At 67.4% G+C, this 16,847-nt stretch carries 15 protein-coding genes; 6 read left to right on the top strand and 9 right to left on the bottom strand.

Translation table 11 applies throughout. The features are described from left to right. Window positions 1-49: 49 nt before the first annotated feature. The 3 genes from mscK to AAG092_RS07820 form a co-directional block, all read right to left on the bottom strand. Entirely contained in the window at window positions 50-3,385 is a 3,336-nt protein-coding gene (mscK, locus tag AAG092_RS07830) for a mechanosensitive channel MscK (protein ID WP_373389229.1), read from the bottom strand. 136 nt (window positions 3,386-3,521) lie between these two features. Continuing rightward, entirely contained in the window at window positions 3,522-5,270 is a 1,749-nt protein-coding gene (locus tag AAG092_RS07825; protein WP_373389228.1) for a potassium/proton antiporter, read from the bottom strand. Between the two features lie 179 nt (window positions 5,271-5,449). Next, window positions 5,450-6,574 (bottom strand): methyltransferase, encoded by a 1,125-nt coding sequence (locus AAG092_RS07820; protein ID WP_373389227.1) that lies wholly within the window; start codon window positions 6,572-6,574, stop codon window positions 5,450-5,452. Window positions 6,575-6,712: 138 nt separating this feature from the next. Between AAG092_RS07820 and AAG092_RS07815 the strand changes: the two genes are divergently transcribed. Together AAG092_RS07815 and AAG092_RS07810 are read left to right on the top strand one after the other, a co-directional pair. After that, window positions 6,713-7,489 (top strand): ferredoxin--NADP reductase, encoded by a 777-nt coding sequence (locus AAG092_RS07815; RefSeq protein WP_373389226.1) that lies wholly within the window; start codon window positions 6,713-6,715, stop codon window positions 7,487-7,489. A 248-nt stretch (window positions 7,490-7,737) separates the two neighbouring features. Then, window positions 7,738-9,297: a transporter associated domain-containing protein gene (locus tag AAG092_RS07810; RefSeq protein ID WP_373389225.1), complete on the top strand. Its 1,560-nt coding sequence runs from the start codon at window positions 7,738-7,740 to the stop codon at window positions 9,295-9,297. 32 nt (window positions 9,298-9,329) lie between these two features. Here the strand turns inward: AAG092_RS07810 and mscL are convergent, their stop codons facing one another. The 3 genes from mscL to AAG092_RS07795 all read right to left on the bottom strand — a co-directional run bounded on the left by mscL (window position 9,330) and on the right by AAG092_RS07795 (window position 10,861). Further along, window positions 9,330-9,740 (bottom strand): large-conductance mechanosensitive channel protein MscL, encoded by a 411-nt coding sequence (mscL, locus tag AAG092_RS07805; RefSeq protein WP_373389224.1) that lies wholly within the window; start codon window positions 9,738-9,740, stop codon window positions 9,330-9,332. 43 nt (window positions 9,741-9,783) lie between these two features. After that, complete coding sequence (locus tag AAG092_RS07800; protein ID WP_373389223.1) at window positions 9,784-10,530, bottom strand: EAL domain-containing protein; 747 nt, start codon at window positions 10,528-10,530, stop codon at window positions 9,784-9,786. Between the two features lie 76 nt (window positions 10,531-10,606). After that, window positions 10,607-10,861 carry a YdcH family protein gene (locus tag AAG092_RS07795; RefSeq protein ID WP_110683545.1) on the bottom strand — a complete coding sequence of 85 codons (255 nt, stop codon included), beginning with the start codon at window positions 10,859-10,861 and terminating at the stop codon, window positions 10,607-10,609. 153 nt (window positions 10,862-11,014) lie between these two features. Here AAG092_RS07795 and AAG092_RS07790 point away from each other — a divergent pair, with 153 nt between their 5' ends. Next, the gene (locus AAG092_RS07790) at window positions 11,015-11,296 is read left to right on the top strand and encodes a YdcH family protein (RefSeq protein ID WP_373389221.1); all 282 of its coding nucleotides are present in this window, start codon (window positions 11,015-11,017) and stop codon (window positions 11,294-11,296) included. On the opposite strand, the gene AAG092_RS07785 is transcribed toward AAG092_RS07790, so the two are convergent. After that, window positions 11,290-11,781 (bottom strand): GNAT family N-acetyltransferase, encoded by a 492-nt coding sequence (locus tag AAG092_RS07785; protein WP_373389220.1) that lies wholly within the window; start codon window positions 11,779-11,781, stop codon window positions 11,290-11,292. The two genes, AAG092_RS07790 and AAG092_RS07785, sit on opposite strands and share 7 nt — an antisense overlap. Window positions 11,782-11,835: 54 nt before the next feature. Between AAG092_RS07785 and AAG092_RS07780 the strand changes: the two genes are divergently transcribed. From AAG092_RS07780 to AAG092_RS07770, 3 genes are all read left to right on the top strand, one after another. Then, a complete protein-coding gene (locus AAG092_RS07780; protein WP_373389218.1) occupies window positions 11,836-13,317 on the top strand; it encodes a transglycosylase SLT domain-containing protein in 1,482 nt (493 codons plus the stop codon). A 46-nt stretch (window positions 13,318-13,363) separates the two neighbouring features. Next, on the top strand, window positions 13,364-14,731 hold the full coding sequence (radA, locus tag AAG092_RS07775; protein WP_373389217.1) for a DNA repair protein RadA: 1,368 nt from the start codon (window positions 13,364-13,366) through the stop codon (window positions 14,729-14,731). Window positions 14,732-14,843: 112 nt separating this feature from the next. Continuing rightward, the gene (locus tag AAG092_RS07770; protein ID WP_181418803.1) at window positions 14,844-15,002 is read left to right on the top strand and encodes a hypothetical protein; all 159 of its coding nucleotides are present in this window, start codon (window positions 14,844-14,846) and stop codon (window positions 15,000-15,002) included. A gap of 36 nt (window positions 15,003-15,038) precedes the next feature. On the opposite strand, the gene AAG092_RS07765 is transcribed toward AAG092_RS07770, so the two are convergent. Both AAG092_RS07765 and glyA read right to left on the bottom strand, forming a co-directional pair. Further along, window positions 15,039-15,410, bottom strand: a complete 372-nt coding sequence (locus AAG092_RS07765; protein WP_373389215.1) for a PilZ domain-containing protein — start codon at window positions 15,408-15,410, stop codon at window positions 15,039-15,041. Between the two features lie 114 nt (window positions 15,411-15,524). Further along, on the bottom strand, window positions 15,525-16,778 hold the full coding sequence (gene glyA, locus AAG092_RS07760; protein WP_110683551.1) for a serine hydroxymethyltransferase: 1,254 nt from the start codon (window positions 16,776-16,778) through the stop codon (window positions 15,525-15,527). Window positions 16,779-16,847: the final 69 nt, after the last annotated feature.

Genomic DNA, 16,847 nt, shown 5'->3' with positions numbered 1-16,847 from the left:
AAAAAGCCCGAGCATTGTGCTCGGGCTTGTCGTGGGCCGTCCAGCGCCGCTATTCCTCGTCCTGCGCCGCCGGCGCGTCGGGCTTGCCGTCCTGGCCGGCGCTCTGCGGCTTGTTCTGGAGCAGCCGATACTCGCCGCCTTCCAGGTTCTTCACATGCACTTCGAGCTGGCGGAAGGAGATGTCGATGCCCTGCTTCTTGAACTCGCGGTCGATGAAGCGGTTGATCTCGTCGATCGCCGGATTGCGGTCGCCGAGGTCGCGCACGTGGACGCGCAGCTCATGGTTGAGGGTGCTCTCGCCGAAGGTCAGGAAGTACACCAGCGGCTCCGGCTCGCGCAGTACCCGCGGGTTCTCCCGGGCCGCCTGCAGCAGCAGCTTGCGCACCAGCTCCAGGTCCGAGCCGTAGCCGACGCCGATCTGGATGGTGACGCGGGTGACGGTGTCGGTCAGCGACCAGTTGACCAGCTGGCCGGTGATGAAGGTCTTGTTCGGGACGATGATTTCCTTGCGGTCGAAGTCGGTGATGGTGGTGGCGCGGATGCGGATGCGGCTGACCGTGCCGGACAGGTTGCCGATGGTGACCACGTCGCCGATGCGCACCGGGCGCTCGAACAGGATGATCAGGCCGGAGATGAAGTTGGCGAAGATCTCCTGCAGGCCGAAGCCGAGGCCCACCGAGAGTGCCGCCACCAGCCACTGCAGCTTGTCCCAGCTGACGCCGAGGGCCGACAGGGTGGCCACCGCGCCGATGCCGCTGATGGCGTAGGACAGCAGGGTGGTGGTGGCGTAGGCGCTGCCCTGCGCCAGCTTCAGGCGCGACAGCACCAGTACCTCGAGCAGACCCGGCAGGTTGCTGGCCAGGGCCACGGTGATGGCCAGGATGATCAGGCCGCCGAGCAGGTCGAGCAGGCTGATCGGTACCATGCTCACGGCCTCGCCGCTGCCGCTGCTGTACTCGTACAGGGTGATGTTGTCGAGGTAGGTGAACACGCCGATCAGGTCGGCCCAGACCCAGTACAGGCAGGCGATGAAGCCGCCCATCAGGGCCAGGCGCATCAGGCGCAGGGACTGCTGGTTGACCTGCTCGATGTCCAGGGTCGGCTCTTCCTGCGGTGCCTCGCCCTCCGGGCCTTCCTTGGGCTGCGCCTGGCGCTTGGCCAGGGCGCGGGCATAGGCCAGGCGCCGTGCGGCCACGGCCAGGCCGCGCTCGACGGCGGCCTCCAGCACCAGCCAGAAGATCAGCAGGTAGAGGGTGTCGATCAGGCGGTCGGTGAGCTTGAGCGCGGTGTAGTAGTAGCCGAAGCCCACCGCGACGATCAGGCCGATGGGCAGCGCGGTGAAGGCCAGGCCGATCAGCAGGCGGAACGGCGAGCTGTTCTCGCGCATCGGCCCGGACAGCAGCAGGCGGCTGAGCAGCCAGGCCATCAGGGCGAAGCCGGAGAGCACCACGAAGATGCCGATCACGTCGTCGGCCAGCACTGCCGGCTGGTGCTCGGCCACGGTGACCACCGCCACCAGGGCCAGTACCACCATGCCCAGGCGGCGCACCTGGGTACGCAGGTAGGCCACCAGCGGGCGGGTCCAGCGGAAGTGCAGTTCGGCCACGCCGCCCGGGGCGAGGATGCGGTACAGGGTGTAGAACACCAGCCAGGCCTGGGCCATTTCCAGCAGGGCGCTGCCGAGGGTGGCGTTCTGCCCGCGGGCGTCGATCAGCAGGGCCAGGCCGCAGAGGGCGAGGAACAGGGTCACCGGCAGGGCCAGCAGCACGTTGAGGAGGATCGCCAGCGGGGTATGCAGCTGGCTGTCGCGCTTGTAGTGGCCGATGTCCTCATGCAGCGCCTGCAGCTTGCCGAACAGCCAGCTGCGCCGCCACAGCAGGGCGCCGATCACCAGCAGCAGCGGGATGAACAGCCAGGGCCGGTCGAGCAGGCCGGCGCCCAGCTCGCGCACGCCGGAGCCCCAGGGCATGGCTGCCAGCTGGCGTTCCAGCAGGTGCGGCACCTGCTTCAGCCAGGCCAGGTCCAGCGGCTTGTTGCTGGGAATCCAGAACATCTGCTCGTCGAGGGTGGCGCGCAGGCTGCTGATGGTGTCCTGCAGCTGCTTCTGGTTGAGCTGCAGGGTGATGGACTCGTTGAGCAGGGCGTTGAGCTCACGGTTCATCCGTTCCAGCAGCTCGCTGCGGGTGGTGGCCAGCTCCAGCAGGGTGCGGCGCAGCTCGGGGGTGACCTGCTCGGCGGGCTGGTCGGCGAGCAGACCGTCGACGTAGTCCTGCAGGTTGCCCAGCTTGTCGCGCTGCTGGTTCAGCTCGAACTGGTAGAGACGGATGTCGGCGATCTCGTCGGCCAGGTTGCGGTCCAGCTGCAGCTTGGGCAGGCCTTCCTTCTGCTGGTAGAGGATGCGCGCCAGCAGCAGGCTGCCGCGCAGCACGTCGATCTGCTCGTCCAGGGCCTGGTCGGCCTGGTTGACGCTGTCCAGCTGCTGCTTGGTCTCCAGGTTCTGCCGGGTCAGCTCGTTGAGCCGCTCGGTGGCGCGCAGCAGGTAGTCGGAGATCTTCAGGTTGGCCGCGCTTTCCCTGGCCAGCAGGCTGTCCGGGGTGGCCTTTTCGGCCTCGCGCGAGAGTTCGGCGACGGTCTGTTCCGAGCTCTCGCGGCGCTTGTCGCTGATCAGCGCCTGCAGGTCCAGGCTCTCCTGCTCCAGGCGGCGGATGCGTTCCTGCAGCAGCTCATGGCGGGCGCTGCCGAGGTCCTGCAGCAGGCTGTTGCCGGCCAGCTCCTGACGGCGCAGCTCGGTCTGCGCCTCCAGCTGCGCCAGTTCGGCACCCAGCTGGTCGCGCTGCTCGGCGGACAGTGGCTTGCCGGCCTCCTTGCCAACCTTGAGCAGGTTGTTGATCTGCAGGCTGCGGCTCTGGTTGGCGCTGATTTCCGCCTGGGCCCGCTCCGGGCGAGTCTGCGCGGTGATCAGCAGGCTGTTGGCCTCGGCCAGCTCCTGTTGCCAGCTGCTCAGCTGGCTGCTGCGCTCGGCGAGCATCTGCTCCAGCTGCGGCACGCTGGACTTGGCGTAGCGCTTGGCCACCTCGACCGGCGCGGTGGCCTTGAGGCGGTTCAGCTCGCGCTGTGCCGCGGCGATCAGGGTCGGAGCATCGCGCAGCTGGCGCTTGAGCGCCTCCAGCTTCTGCTGGCTGTCGTCACGCCCGGCGAGCAGCGCCAGGGTCTGCTCCAGGCGCGCCTGCAGGGCCTTGTGCTCGGCCTCCGGCAGCTTGCGCTCGGCGAGTTGGTCCAGGCTCTGCTGCACTTGCGCGCTGCTCGGCGGCTCGGCGGCGAAGGAGGGGAGGGTGATGCTGCAGCCAAGCAGCAGGCTGAGGACGAGGGGACGGAGGAAAGGCATGGTCGCTATCGCGGCTCGGTAAAAAGAATGCGGCTAATGATATGCCAGGCAAGCAGTCGCTGCCGCCAAGCATGGCTCAGAGTCGTGCGCCCCTTGGCCAGTGGCTGCGCCGCGGGCTTGCCGTGGCTGCGGACGCTCAGAGGAACAGGCCGGGGCCGGGCTTGCCCTGGCCTTCGGGGAATCTGACGCCGACCTTGCGCACCTTGTTCCCTTCCATCAGCGCCACGGTCCAGGTCAGGCCGTTCCACTCCACCTGGTCGCCCACCACCGGCTCGCCGCCGATCTCGTGGGCGATGAAGCGGCCCAGCGGCTGGCTGCCGTCCTCCTCGCCGAGCTTGAGGCCGTACAGGGTGGCGACGGCGGCGAGCTGGGCGTCGCCCTCCAGCACGAAGTCGCCGAAGAAGCGCAGGTCCAGGCCGCGCTGCGGCGCCTGGCTGAACAGCTTGCCGAGGGCCGGCAGGTCGTGTTCGTGGCCGACCACGCAGAGGATGTCGCCGGCATCCAGGGTGGTGCTGCCGGACGGGTGCAGCAGTTCTTCGCCGCGGAACAGCGCGGCCACGCGGGTGCCCTCGGGCATCTTCAGTTCGCGCAGCGGCGCGCCGATGCACCATTTTTCCGCGCCGAGGCGGTAGACGAACAGCTCCCACTGGCTGGTCGGATGGATCTCCAGTCCGGCGCGCGAGATCGGTGCCGGGTCTGGCGGTACCGTCACCTTCATCAGCTTGGCCGCCCAGGGCAGGCTGGTGCCCTGCAGCAGCAGCGAGACCAGGACGATGAAGAAGGCCACGTTGAAGAACAGCTGGGCGTTGTCCAGCCCGGCCATCAACGGGAACACGGCCAGGATGATCGGCACCGCACCGCGTAGGCCGACCCAGGCGATGAAGGCCTTCTCGCGGTCGTGGAAGGCACGGAATGGCAGCAGGCCGAGGAAGATCGACAATGGTCGGGCGAACAGGATCATCCACAGCGCCAGGCCCAGGGCTGGCAGGGCGATCGGCAGCAGCTCGCGCGGGGTGACCAGCAGGCCGAGGACCAGGAACATGCCGATCTGCGACAGCCAGGTCAGGCCATCGAGCATGTGCAGGATGCCGTGGCGCGAGCGGATCGGCTGGTTGCCCAGCAGCAGGCCGCACAGGTAGATGGCGAGGATGCCGCTGCCGCCGACGGCGTTGGTGATGGCGAAGATGATCAGGCCGCCGCTGACCACCAGCAGCGGATAGAGGCCGCCGGCCAGGCTGATGCGGTTGACCAGCTGCAGCAGCAGCCAGCCGCCGCCGAGGCCAAACAGACCGCCGAGGCCGAACTGCTGCAGCAGTTGCACGGCGAAGCTCCAGCTGAAGCCGGCCTGGCCCTTGATCAGCATGTCGATCAGGGTGACGGTGAGGAACACCGCCATCGGGTCGTTGCTGCCGGACTCGATCTCCAGGGTGGCGCTGACCCGCTCGTTGAGCCCGCGCCCGCCGAGCAGGGAAAACACCGCGGCGGCGTCGGTGGAGCCGACGATGGCGCCGATCAGCAGGCCTTCCAGCCAGTGCAGGTCGAACAACCAGGCGGCGGCCACGCCGGTCAGTCCGGCGGTGACCAGCACGCCGAAGGTGGCCAGCGACAGCGACGGCCACAGGGCCACGCGGAAACTGGAGACGCGGGTGCGCATACCGCCGTCGAGGAGGATCACCGCCAGCGCCAGGTTGCCCACCAAGTAGGCGGTGGAATAGTCGTTGAAGACGATGCCGCCGGGGCCGTCGACGCCGGCCAGCATGCCGACGGCGAGGAAGATCACCAGAATCGGGATGCCGAAGCGCGAGCCGAATGCACTGACCAGGATGCTCATGCCCACCAGCAGCGCACCGATCAGAAACAGGCTATTGATGGCGCTGGCGTCCAAGGCTTACTCCGGGGCAGAGGGGCGGGTGGGGCGCCTCTGGGCATGCAGAGGTCATGCCGGATTCTAACCCGCGCCTTCGCGCCACTGTCAAAACAAAAGCGGGCCCCGGGGAAGCAATTTTTAACCGCTGAATCAGAGGCTTGGCTCCGCCGGGAGAAGCCGGAGAGAGACATCGCCGGCTACTTGGTAGCCCTGAGCACCACGAACTTGGGATTGGCCGCCACCTGCTGCACGCCGCGGAACAGCCGGGCCAGCTTGGCGTGGTAGCCCAGGTGGCGGTTGCCGACTATCCACAGCTCGCCGCCGGTGACCAGCGCCGCGCGGGCCTGCTGGAACATGCGCCAGGCAAGGAAGTCGCCGACCACCTGCTGCTGGTGGAAGGGCGGGTTGCACAGCACCAGGTCCAGCGAGTCCCTGGGCTGGTCGGCCAGGCCGTCGGCGGCGCGGAAGGTCGCCGGGCGCTCACCGAGTGCCGCGCGCCAGTTCGCCTCGGCCGACTGCACGGCCATGTAGGACTCGTCCACCAGGGTCAGCTCGGCCTGTGGGTTGGCCAGGGCGAAGGCGATGGCCAGCACGCCGTTGCCGCAGCCGAGGTCGGCCACCCGCTGCGGCACCAGTGACTTCGGCAGATGCGGCAGGAAGGCGCGGGTACCGATATCCAGGCCTTCGCGGCAGAACACATTGGCGTGGTTGAGCAGCGCGATGGCCGGTTTATCCAGCTGATAGCGCGTGGGATAGGGCGATACCGGCGCCGGCCGGGCCTCGGGCGTGGCCGTCAGCAGGCGCGCCTTCTTCACCGCCAGCGAGGCCTGCACCGGGCCGATGTACTGCTCCAGCAGGTCGCCGGCGGCACGCGGCAGGTGCTTGATCATGGCGCCGGCGATCACCCGCGCGCCGGGGGCGAGCTGGCCGTGCAGGCGGATCAGCTGCTCCTCCAGCAGGGCCAGGGTCTTGGGCACGCGGATCAGCACCCAGTCGAACGGCCCCTCGGCCACTGCGCTGGCCGGCACGAAGTTGACACGGTCGGCGGCCAGGCCGTTGCGCGCCAGGTTCTTCTGCAGGGCCAGATTGCCCAGGTGCGAATCGCCGCTGCTGGTCACCCGGCAGTGCGCCGCCAGCGAGCAGGCCAGGGCGCCGAAGCCGTCGTTGAGCAGCAGTACCCGGCTGTCTGGCCCGAGGCCCTGCTCGTGCAGGTGGGCCAGCAGGTACTCGTCGGCGGCATCGAAGGCCTGCAGCGGTTCGTTGGCCATCTCCGGCTGGCGGATCAGGTCGAGCTGGGCGAAGGGCGTGGCGAGAATAGGCATGGAAACCGTCGGTGTTTGTAGGCGGCGCTTTGCGCGAGACTGCACAAGATCTGATGCGCGTCGGCCGGGCGTCGTTGCATAAGGGCCTGGCGCCGCCACTTCTGAACAGGAGCCGGGAGCGTGCATGAAGGGGGAATTATGACCGCCAGCGAAGAGAAGTTCACTCGCCAGACCCTCACCGAGGTGCGCAGCTGGTCGCCCAGCCTGTTCAGCCTGCGTTGCACCCGCGACGCCGGCTTTCGCTTCCGCGCCGGGCAGTTCGTCCGCCTGGGCGTGCGCAAGGCCAGCGGCTGCATCGTCTGGCGCGCCTACTCGGTGGTGTCGGCGCCGCATGACGACTACCTGGAGTTATTCTCCATCGTGGTGCCCGGCGGCGAGTTCACCAGCGAGCTGAGCCGCCTGCGTGCCGGCGACGAGCTGCTGGTGGAGAAGCAGGCCACCGGGTTTCTCACCCTCGACCGCTTCGCCGACGGCCGCGATCTCTGGCTGATCGGCACCGGCACCGGCCTGGCGCCCTTCCTGTCGATACTGCAGGACCTGGAAGCCTGGCAGCGCTTCGAGCGCATCGTCCTGGTCTACAGCGCCCGCGAGCGCGGCGAGCTGGCCTACCAGGAGCTGATCGCCGAGCTGCCGCAGCGCGAGTGGCTGGAGGGCGCGGGGCACAAGCTGCGCTACATTCCCGTGGTGACCCGCGAGCAGGTGCCCGGCGCGCTGCACGCGCGCATCACCAGCCTGATCGAGAATGGCGAGCTGGAGCGCGCCGCCGGCCTGGCGCTGGAGCCCGAGCACTCGCGCATCATGCTTTGCGGCAACCCGCAGATGATCGAGGACACCCGTGCCGTGCTCAAGGCGCGCAACCTCAACCTGGCGCTGACCCGCAGGCCCGGCCAGGTGGCGGTGGAGAACTACTGGTAGGGCGCCGCACGCCGGCCTGTTAAGAATTGGTAACTTTTTCCGGCTTAGGAATGGGCGGGTGAGCCGTTAGCATGGTGCTCCCTTTTCCCTTCCACGGAACCCATGGACAGCGATTGTTGCCAGCCGCCCCCGAGCGGCCACCCCTCCCTTGGCGCCCTTGCGCGCCTTGCCCCGAACTCCGTCGATAGCCACGCCCTGCGCCGCGATGTCCGCGTCCGCGCAGCGCTCACGGCTGCCCGGAGGAGCGCATGATCTTCGAATGGATGGCCGACCCCACCGCCTGGCTCGGCCTGCTGACGCTGATCGTCCTGGAAATCGTCCTGGGCATCGACAACCTGGTGTTCATCGCCATCCTCGCCGACAAGCTGCCGCCCCACCTGCGCGACCGCGCGCGGCTTATCGGCCTGAGCCTGGCCCTGCTGATGCGCCTGGGCCTGCTGGCCAGCATCTCCTGGCTGGTGACGCTGACCGAGCCGCTGATCGAGGTGTTCGGCAAGAGCTTCTCCGGACGCGACCTGATCATGCTGTTCGGCGGCGTGTTCCTGTTGTTCAAGGCCACCATGGAGTTGCACGAGCGCCTCGAGGGGCGTACCCACCAGCCGAGTGGCGGCCGTCGCACCTACGCGCTGTTCTGGCCGGTGGTGGCGCAGATCGTGGTGCTCGATGCGGTGTTCTCGCTGGACGCGGTGATCACCGCGGTGGGCATGGTCGAGCATCTGGAAGTGATGATGATCGCCGTGATCATCTCCATCGGCCTGATGATCGTCGCCAGCAAGCCGCTGACCGCTTTCGTCAACGCCCACCCGACAGTGATCATGCTGTGCCTGGGCTTCCTGATGATGATCGGCTTCAGCCTCACCGCCGAGGGCCTGGGCTTCCATATTCCCAAGGGCTACCTGTACGCGGCCATCGGTTTCTCCATCCTCATCGAGCTGGCCAACCAGCTGGTGCGGCACAAGCGCAAGCGCCAGCTGCAGAACGGTCGTGGCATGCGTGAGCGTACCGCCCACGCGGTGCTGCGCCTGCTCGGTGGCAAGGTCGAGGCCGACGAGGTGGGCGAGGAGATCGCCGACATGCTCGAAGGTGGCGCCGGCGAGGCTGCGCTGTTCGACCGCCGCGAGCGGGTGATGATCCGCGGCGTGCTGGGCCTGGCCGAGCAGTCGATCAAGACGGTGATGACTGACCGCGTGCAGGTCGACCATATCGACCTGGCCCATGAGCCCGAGCAGATCCGCCAGGCCCTGCTGGCCTCGCCGCACTCGCGCCTGCTGGTGATCCGGGATGGCCAGGTCGACGAGCCGCTGGGCTTCGTGCACAAGAAGGAACTGCTCAAGGAGCTGCTGGAGCAGCGCGAGCCGGATATCGAGGGTCTGCTGCGCCAGCCGCTCAACCTGCCGGACAGCTGCTCGGTGCTCGGCGCCCTGGAGCAGATGCGCCAGGCCTCGACCCACGTGGCCTTCGTGGTCAACGAGTTCGGCGGTTTCGAGGGCCTGCTGACCCTGACCGACATCCTCGAGGCCATCGCCGGCGAACTGCCGGATGCCAGCGAGGTGGACGGCCCGGACATCGAGCCGGATGGCGCGGGTTTCCGCGTCAGCGGCGCGCTCAACCTGGCCCTGCTGCGCTCGCGCATCGGCCTGCAGGCCCAGGCCACCGAGGACTATCAGACCCTGGCCGGGCTGGTGATGAGCCTGCTCGACCGCCTGCCGGTGGTGGGCGACGAGGTGGAGTTCGCCGGCTGGCGCATGCGCGTCGAGGAAGTGCACGAGCGGCGGGTCAACCGCCTGCTGCTTACGCCCGAGCACTAAAAGGAAACGGCGCCCTTGGGCGCCGTTTTTCTTTACTGCTTCTGCTGGTTCTTCAGCAGGTCGCGGATCTCGGTGAGCAGCTCCTGGTCCTTGGTCGGCGCCGGCGGCTCGGCCGGGGAGGCGGCTTCCTCGCGCTTGAGGCGGTTGATCACCTTGACCCCCATGAAGATGGCGAAGGCGACGATGACGAAGTCCAGCACGGTCTGGATGAACTTGCCGTAGCTCAGCATCACGGCCGGGATGTCGCCCTCGGCGGCCTTGAGGGTGATGGCCAGGTCGCTGAAATCGACCCCGCCGATCAGCAGGCCGATCGGCGGCATCACCACGTCGCCGACGAAGGAGCTGACGATCTTGCCGAAGGCGGCACCGATGATGATGCCGACGGCCATGTCGACCACGTTGCCCTTGACCGCGAAGGCCTTGAATTCGCTGAGGATGCTCATGTTTCACTCCCTGGGTTTCTGGTTATGTCGTCCAGTGTAAGGGCTAAGCGGGGTAATGCACCTCGGGCAGGTTCTCGAAACCGGGCTTGGCCAGCAGGTAGCCCTGGAACAGCTCCACCCCCATCTGGCGCAGGCAGTCCAGCTCGGCGGGGGTCTCGATGCCCTCGGCGATGACGCGGATGCCGAGCTTGCGGCACATCTCCAGGGTGGTTTCGACCAGCACCTGGCGTACCCGGTCGCCATCCACGCCGCGGATAAGATCCATATCCAGCTTGATCAGGTCCGGCTGGAAGTCGGCCAGCAGGTTGAGTCCGGCGTAGCCGGCGCCGAAATCGTCGATGGCGGTCATGAAACCCTGCTGGCGGTAGGCGCGCAGGATGCCGGTGAGGTGCGGGATATCCAGCACCTGCTCCTGCTCGGTGACCTCGAAGATGATGCGGTCGAGCGGGAAGTTGCAGCGCGCCGCCGCCTCCAGGGTGGCGCGGATGCAGGTCTCCGCGCGGTACACGGCATTGGGCATGAAGTTGATCGAGACCATGGCCGGCACCTGCAGGCGCGCGGCCCACTCCACGGCCTTGATCCGGCAGCTCTGGTCGAAGGCATAGCGGTTGTCGCTGTCGACCCGCGCCAGCAGGCTGCCGGCCGACTCGCCGGCGCTGCCGCGGACCAGGGCCTCGTGGGCGAATACTTGGCGGCGCTGCAGGTCGATGATCGGCTGGAAGGCCATGCTGATGGGGAAGTCCAGTCCCTTGCCCTCACGGCAAGCGGAACAACCTGGGTTTGTAGTCATGGAGCGGCTCTCGCTGGATTTGTCCCAAGCTAAGCAAAAAAAGCCCGGGCTGTCTCCTCCGATCCCGGTGCCGCCCTCATCCGCCGGCACCATTGGCCTTGCGCAGACGTTCGGCGATCTGGTCCTTGAGCGCCACCCGCTCGTTCTTCAGGGCCTGCAGGGCCAGGTCGTCGAGGGCCTGGCGGCCGTCCTCTATCTCGTAGATGCGCCTGTCCAGGCTCTCGTAGTGCTGCGCCAGCTGGGCGAAGTGCGCATCGCTGGCGTGCAGGGCCTGCAGCTGCTGGCGGTATTCGGGAAACTCGCGGGACAGCGGGTGGTGTTCGAGGGGCATGGCGTTCACTCCCTGCGGGTGCATGTCCTGTCAGCCTAGCTCAGTAGCCGCCAGCGGCAGCGCCGAGATGGCGGGCGGTCGGCTTGATCCGGGTCAATGGCCCGGATGCGGCGCCCGGTTAGGGTGGGGGCATTGACCTCAGGAGCCTGCACCATGCATGTCGAACACCACCCGCTGATCAAGGATTTCCCCGAGCTGCGCGAGCAGCTGCATCATCTGCGCCAGGACGACGCGGAGTTCGCCCGCCTGGCCGAGGAATACGAGGCGCTGGACAAGCGCATCTGCCGCATTGAGGAGGGCAGCGAGCTGCTCGACGATGCCGCCCTGGGGCTGCTCAAGCAGGCCCGCGTCGGCCTCAAGGATCAGCTGGCGCGCCGTCTCAAGCGCGCCGCCGGGCAGTGCTGTGGCTGTGGCAATGGCTGCGCGGGTCAGTGAGCGGCGGGGCCGATCAGGTAGTTGAGCAGCTCCGGTTCGTCGTCCAGGGCGATCTGCCGTACCGGCCGCGCTAGCTCCGCCAGGACCTGGCGCCAGAAGGCCACGGCCACCCGGTCGTCGGGGTAGCAACGTACCAGCCAGGTCTGCCCGTCGCTCAGCACCTGCTGCGCCAGGGCGCGGCCGATGCCTTGGCGGCGGTACTTCTTGAGGATGAACAGGTCGGCGAACTCCAGGGCGTCCAGCCCCGGCAGTTCGCTGCGCTCGATCAGCAGGAAGCCGGCGATGAAGCCGTCCGCCAGGATCAGGCTGGCGCTCCACTGCGGCTCGTTCCAGTAGCGCCGCAGGTGCGGCTCGTGGACATAGAAGCGGCCGTCCGTCTCGACCTCTTCCCCCTCCCAGTCGGAGCTCTCGTAGGCATAGTACTGGTAGAGGTTGGCGATCAACGGGAGTTGGTCAATGCTGGTGGGGTGAAGTTCTATCTGCATCAGTGATCCTCGTTCAGGACCCATTATCACCGCTTTGGCGTGGAGGAGGCTTTGATGAAGCTGGCACTGCTGTGGGCCTCTGTGCTGATGACCTGGTCGCTCACGGCCAGTGGCGAGGTCGGCAGCCTGCCGCCTGCCGAACTGAGCGCGGCGGAGAAGTCCGAAGTGGACGCCATGGTGCTGCCGGTGCCGCCGGCCTGGATCGGCGATCTGGATGGCATGCGCGCCAGCCGTACGGTGCGCATCCTGGTGCCGCACAGCAAGACCTTCTATCAGGTCGACCGCGGTCAGCAGGAAGGCGTGGTCTACGAGTATGGCAAGGCCTTCGAGAAGTGGCTCAACCAGCATCGCCCGCTGGGCCAGAAGTCGCAGCGCTGGCAGGTGATGTTCATCCCCACCGCGCGCAATGAATTGCTGCCCAAGCTGTTGTCCGGGCACGGCGATATCGCCGCCGGCGGCCTGACCGAGACCGAGGGGCGACTGAAGACCGTGGATTTCACCGATCCGGTCTATTCCGATATTCGCGAGGCCGTGGTCAGCGGCCCCAGCGGTCCCGTGCTGGAGCGCATCGAGGATCTGGCCGGGCAGGAAGTCTATGTACGGCCTTCGAGCAGCTACTTCGAACACCTGGTGCAGCTCAACGAGCGTTTCAGGGCCCGGGGCCTGGAACCGGTCAAGATCATGCCGGCCAACGAGAACCTGGAGACCGAGGATCTGCTGCAGATGGTCAATGCCGGCCTGTATGGCATCACCGTGGCGGATCGCCATATCGCCAACCTGTGGCAGCCGCTGTACAGCGACCTGCGGATTGCCGAGACCTTCTTCCTCAACGAGGGCGGCAAGCTCGGCTGGGCGATCCGCAAGGGCAGCCCGCAGCTCATGGAGGCGCTGAACACCTTCGGCAAGGGCCACAAGATCGGCACCGAGTTCGGCAACATCATGCTGCGGCGCTATTTCCGCAACAGCGAGCGCATCCTCAATGCCACCTCCGAGGCGGAAATGCGCAAGTTCAAGGCGCTGGTCGGGCTGTTCGAGAAGCACGCCGGCACCTATGAGTTCGATCACCTGCTGCTGATGGCCCAGGGCTTCCAGGAGTCGCAGCTGGATCAGGGCGCGCGCAGCCGGGCCGGGGCGGTCGGCGTGATGCAGCTGTTGCCGAGCACGGCCAAGGAGCTGGGCATCCAGGGTGTCGAGAGCAGTGCCGATCGCAATATCGAAGCCGGCAGCAAGTACCTGCGGCTGATCGCCGACACCTACCTCAAGGACGCCGAGATCACCCCGGTCAACCGCCTGCTGCTCAGCTTCGCCGCCTACAACGCCGGCCCCGGCAACCTGATGAAGTTCCGCCGCCTGGCGGAGAAGTCCGGGCTTGACCCGAATGTCTGGTTCGGCAATGTCGAACAGGCCGCCGCTCGCATCGTCGGGCGCGAGACGGTGGATTACGTGGGCAACATCTACAAGTACTACGTGGTCTACAAGCTGGCCGAGCAGAGGCTGCGCGAGCGCCAGGCCGCCGCCCCGCCCGAGCGTCCCTGAACGCGCCGCGCTATGATCGGCGCTTTTCCAGCGGGCGGAGAGTTCCATGGCCAAGGCCAAGCGCATGTATGGCTGCACCGAGTGCGGCGCCACCTTTCCCAAGTGGGCCGGGCAATGCGGCGAGTGCGGGGCCTGGAACACCCTGACCGAGACCGTGATCGAGAGCGGTGGCGCCGCGGCACCCTCCGGGCGTGGCGGCTGGGCTGGGCAGCAGGCGCAGATCAAGACCCTGGCCGAGGTCAGCGTCGAGGAGGTGCCGCGCTTCTCCACCGTCTCCGGCGAGCTGGACCGGGTGCTCGGCGGCGGCCTGGTGGATGGCTCGGTGGTGCTGATCGGCGGCGACCCCGGCATCGGCAAGTCGACCATCCTGCTGCAGACCCTGTGCAATATCGCCCAGAGGCTCCCCGCGCTGTATGTGACCGGCGAGGAATCGCAGCAGCAGGTGGCCATGCGCGCGCGGCGCCTGGAGCTGCCGCAGGACAAGCTCAAGGTGATGACCGAGACCTGCATCGAATCGATCATCGAGGTGGCGCGCCGCGAGCAGCCCAAGGTGATGGTGATCGACTCGATCCAGACCATCTTCACCGAGCAGCTGCAATCCGCCCCCGGCGGCGTGGCCCAGGTGCGCGAGAGCGCGGCGCTGCTGGTGCGCTACGCCAAGCAGAGCGGCACGGCGATCTTCCTGGTCGGCCACGTGACCAAGGAGGGCGCCCTGGCCGGCCCGCGCGTGCTGGAGCATATGGTCGATACGGTGCTCTACTTCGAGGGCGAGTCCGACGGCCGCCTGCGCCTGCTGCGGGCGGTGAAGAACCGCTTCGGCGCGGTCAACGAGCTGGGCGTGTTCGGCATGACCGACAAGGGCCTCAAGGAAGTCACCAACCCCTCGGCGATCTTCCTCACCCGCGCCCAGGAAGCGGTGCCCGGCAGCGTGGTGATGGCCACCTGGGAAGGTACCCGGCCGATGCTGGTGGAGGTGCAGGCGCTGGTCGACACCAGTCATATGGCCAACCCCAAGCGGGTGACCCTGGGCCTGGACCAGAACCGCCTGGCCATGCTGCTGGCCGTGCTGCACCGGCATGGCGGCATCCCCACCTACGACCAGGACGTGTTCCTCAACGTGGTCGGCGGGGTCAAGGTGCTGGAGACCGCTTCCGACCTGGCGCTGATGGCGGCGGTGATCTCCAGCCTGCGCAACAAGCCGCTGCCGCACGACCTGCTGGTGTTCGGCGAGATCGGCCTGTCCGGCGAGATCCGCCCGGTGCCGAGCGGCCAGGAGCGGCTGAAGGAGGCGGCCAAGCACGGCTTCAAGCGCGCCATAGTGCCCAAGGGCAATGCGCCCAAGGAATCGCCGAAGGGACTGCAGGTGATCGCCGTCACGCGCCTGGAGCAGGCGCTGGACGCGTTGTTCGAGTAGGGCCCTGCGGCGCTCTGTCGCTGTTTCGCCTTGGCCGCCTTTGCCGCAGGTCAATTATTCGGCGCTGGCCGAGGGCGAGCATGGCGTCATGTTCATGACAAGGAGATGGCCCATGTTCCTTTTCTTCGACTTCTTCGCCAGAACCCTCAACTACGAGCCGGGGCGCCCGTGCGACAGCATCGAACAGCGCCGCGAGGCGAGTCTGGGCGCGCGTCGGGTACAGGCCCGGCGCTGGTGGCAGAAGCCGGTGGCCGCGCCGCGCCAGCGTTAGGCGGGAAGCAAGGCGCCGGCCTGGTGGCCGGTGCGCTCAGTCTTCCTCGCCGAGGGCGGCCAGTTCGCGCTCCAGCAGGCTTTCGTCGCCCAGGTTGAGCTCCACCAGGCGGCGCAGGTGGCTGATCGACTCCAGGTCGATATGCCGGCAGACGAAGCCGAGCAGGTCGTCGCGGGTGCGGGTCAGCACCACTTCCATCTGCAGGCGGGTCTCGGCATCCAGGTTGATGGTGGCGTCGAACGGCATGTGCGGATCGCCGTTCCAGTCACGCGGGCGTTTGACCAGCAGGCCCTTGAGCGACACATCGTGCAGCGCAACCGTCCAGCGCCGCTCACCCTGGGCGAGCTCGGTGGCGGCGTCGAAGGCGATGCGCTGGAAGCGCCGACGCTCGGTGGTCGTATCACTCATGACGGGTTTCCTCTGTGGTTTTGTCCACTATAGCCAAGCCTCGGCCCGGCTGCTCTGCCGGTCGCCGATACGAAAAAGCCCGGCGGGTGCCGGGCTTTTCCTGTCGCGTCAGGCTCAGTTGCCGTAGACCGGGAACTTGGCGCAGATCGCCTTGACCTTCTCGCGCACCGCGTCGACCACGGACTCGTCGCCCATGTTCTGCAGGATGTCGCAGATCCAGCCGGCCAGCTCCTTGCACTCGGCTTCCTTGAAGCCGCGGGTGGTGACGGCCGGGGTGCCGATGCGCAGGCCGGAGGTGACGAAGGGCGAGCGCGGGTCGTTCGGCACGCTGTTCTTGTTCACGGTGATGTAGGCGCGACCCAGGGCGGCGTCGGCGTCCTTACCGGTGATGTCCTGCTTGATCAGCGAGAGCAGGAACAGGTGGTTCTGGGTGCCGCCGGAGACCACGTCGAAGCCGCGCTCGATGAACACGCTGGCCATGGTCTGGGCGTTCTTCACCACCTGCTGCTGGTAGGCCTTGAACTCGGGCTGCAGGGCTTCCTTGAAGCAGATGGCCTTGGCGGCGATCACGTGCTCCAGCGGGCCACCCTGGGCGCCCGGGAAGACCGCGGAGTTGAGCTTCTTCTCGATCTCCTCGTTCTTGCGCGCGAGGATCAGGCCGCCGCGCGGGCCGCGCAGGGTCTTGTGGGTGGTGGTGGTGACCACGTCGGCGAAGGGCACCGGGTTCGGGTACACGCCGGCGGCGACCAGGCCGGCCACGTGGGCCATGTCGACGAACAGGTAGGCACCGACCTTGTCGGCGATGGCGCGGAAGCGGGCGAAGTCCAGCACCTGGGAGTAGGCGCTGAAGCCGGCGACGATCATCTTCGGCTTGTGCTCGACGGCCAGGCGCTCGACTTCGTCGTAGTCGATCAGGCCGGCGTCGGTGATGCCGTACTGTACGGCGTTGTACAGCTTGCCGGAGGAGGACACGGAGGCACCGTGGGTCAGGTGGCCGCCGTGTGCCAGGCTCATGCCGAGGATGGTGTCGCCGGCCGAGAGCAGGGCCAGGTAGACGGCGGCGTTGGCCTGGGAGCCGGCGTGCGGCTGGACGTTGGCGTAGTCGGCGCCGAACAGCTGCTTGGCGCGGTCGATGGCCAGTTGCTCGACCACGTCGACGTACTCGCAGCCACCGTAGTAGCGCTTGCCCGGGTAGCCTTCGGCGTATTTGTTGGTCAGCACGCTGCCCTGGGCTTCCATCACCGCCGGGCTGGTGTAGTTCTCGGAGGCGATCAGCTCGATGTGCTCTTCCTGGCGCTGGGCTTCCTGCTCCATGGCGGCAAAGAGTTCGGCATCGTAGCGGGCAATGGTCAAATCACGGCTGAACATGGTGGTCACCTGATCTATCAGCGGGCGGTAAAAGGGAGGCGCGCATTCTACCCGATGTGCCGCGCCCTG

The sequence above is a fragment of the Pseudomonas alcaligenes genome (assembly GCF_041729615.1).
Taxonomy (GTDB): domain Bacteria; phylum Pseudomonadota; class Gammaproteobacteria; order Pseudomonadales; family Pseudomonadaceae; genus Aquipseudomonas; species Aquipseudomonas alcaligenes_B.
The sequence above is the reverse complement of the archived record's forward strand: the minus strand, read 5'-3'. Positions and strand labels throughout refer to the sequence as shown.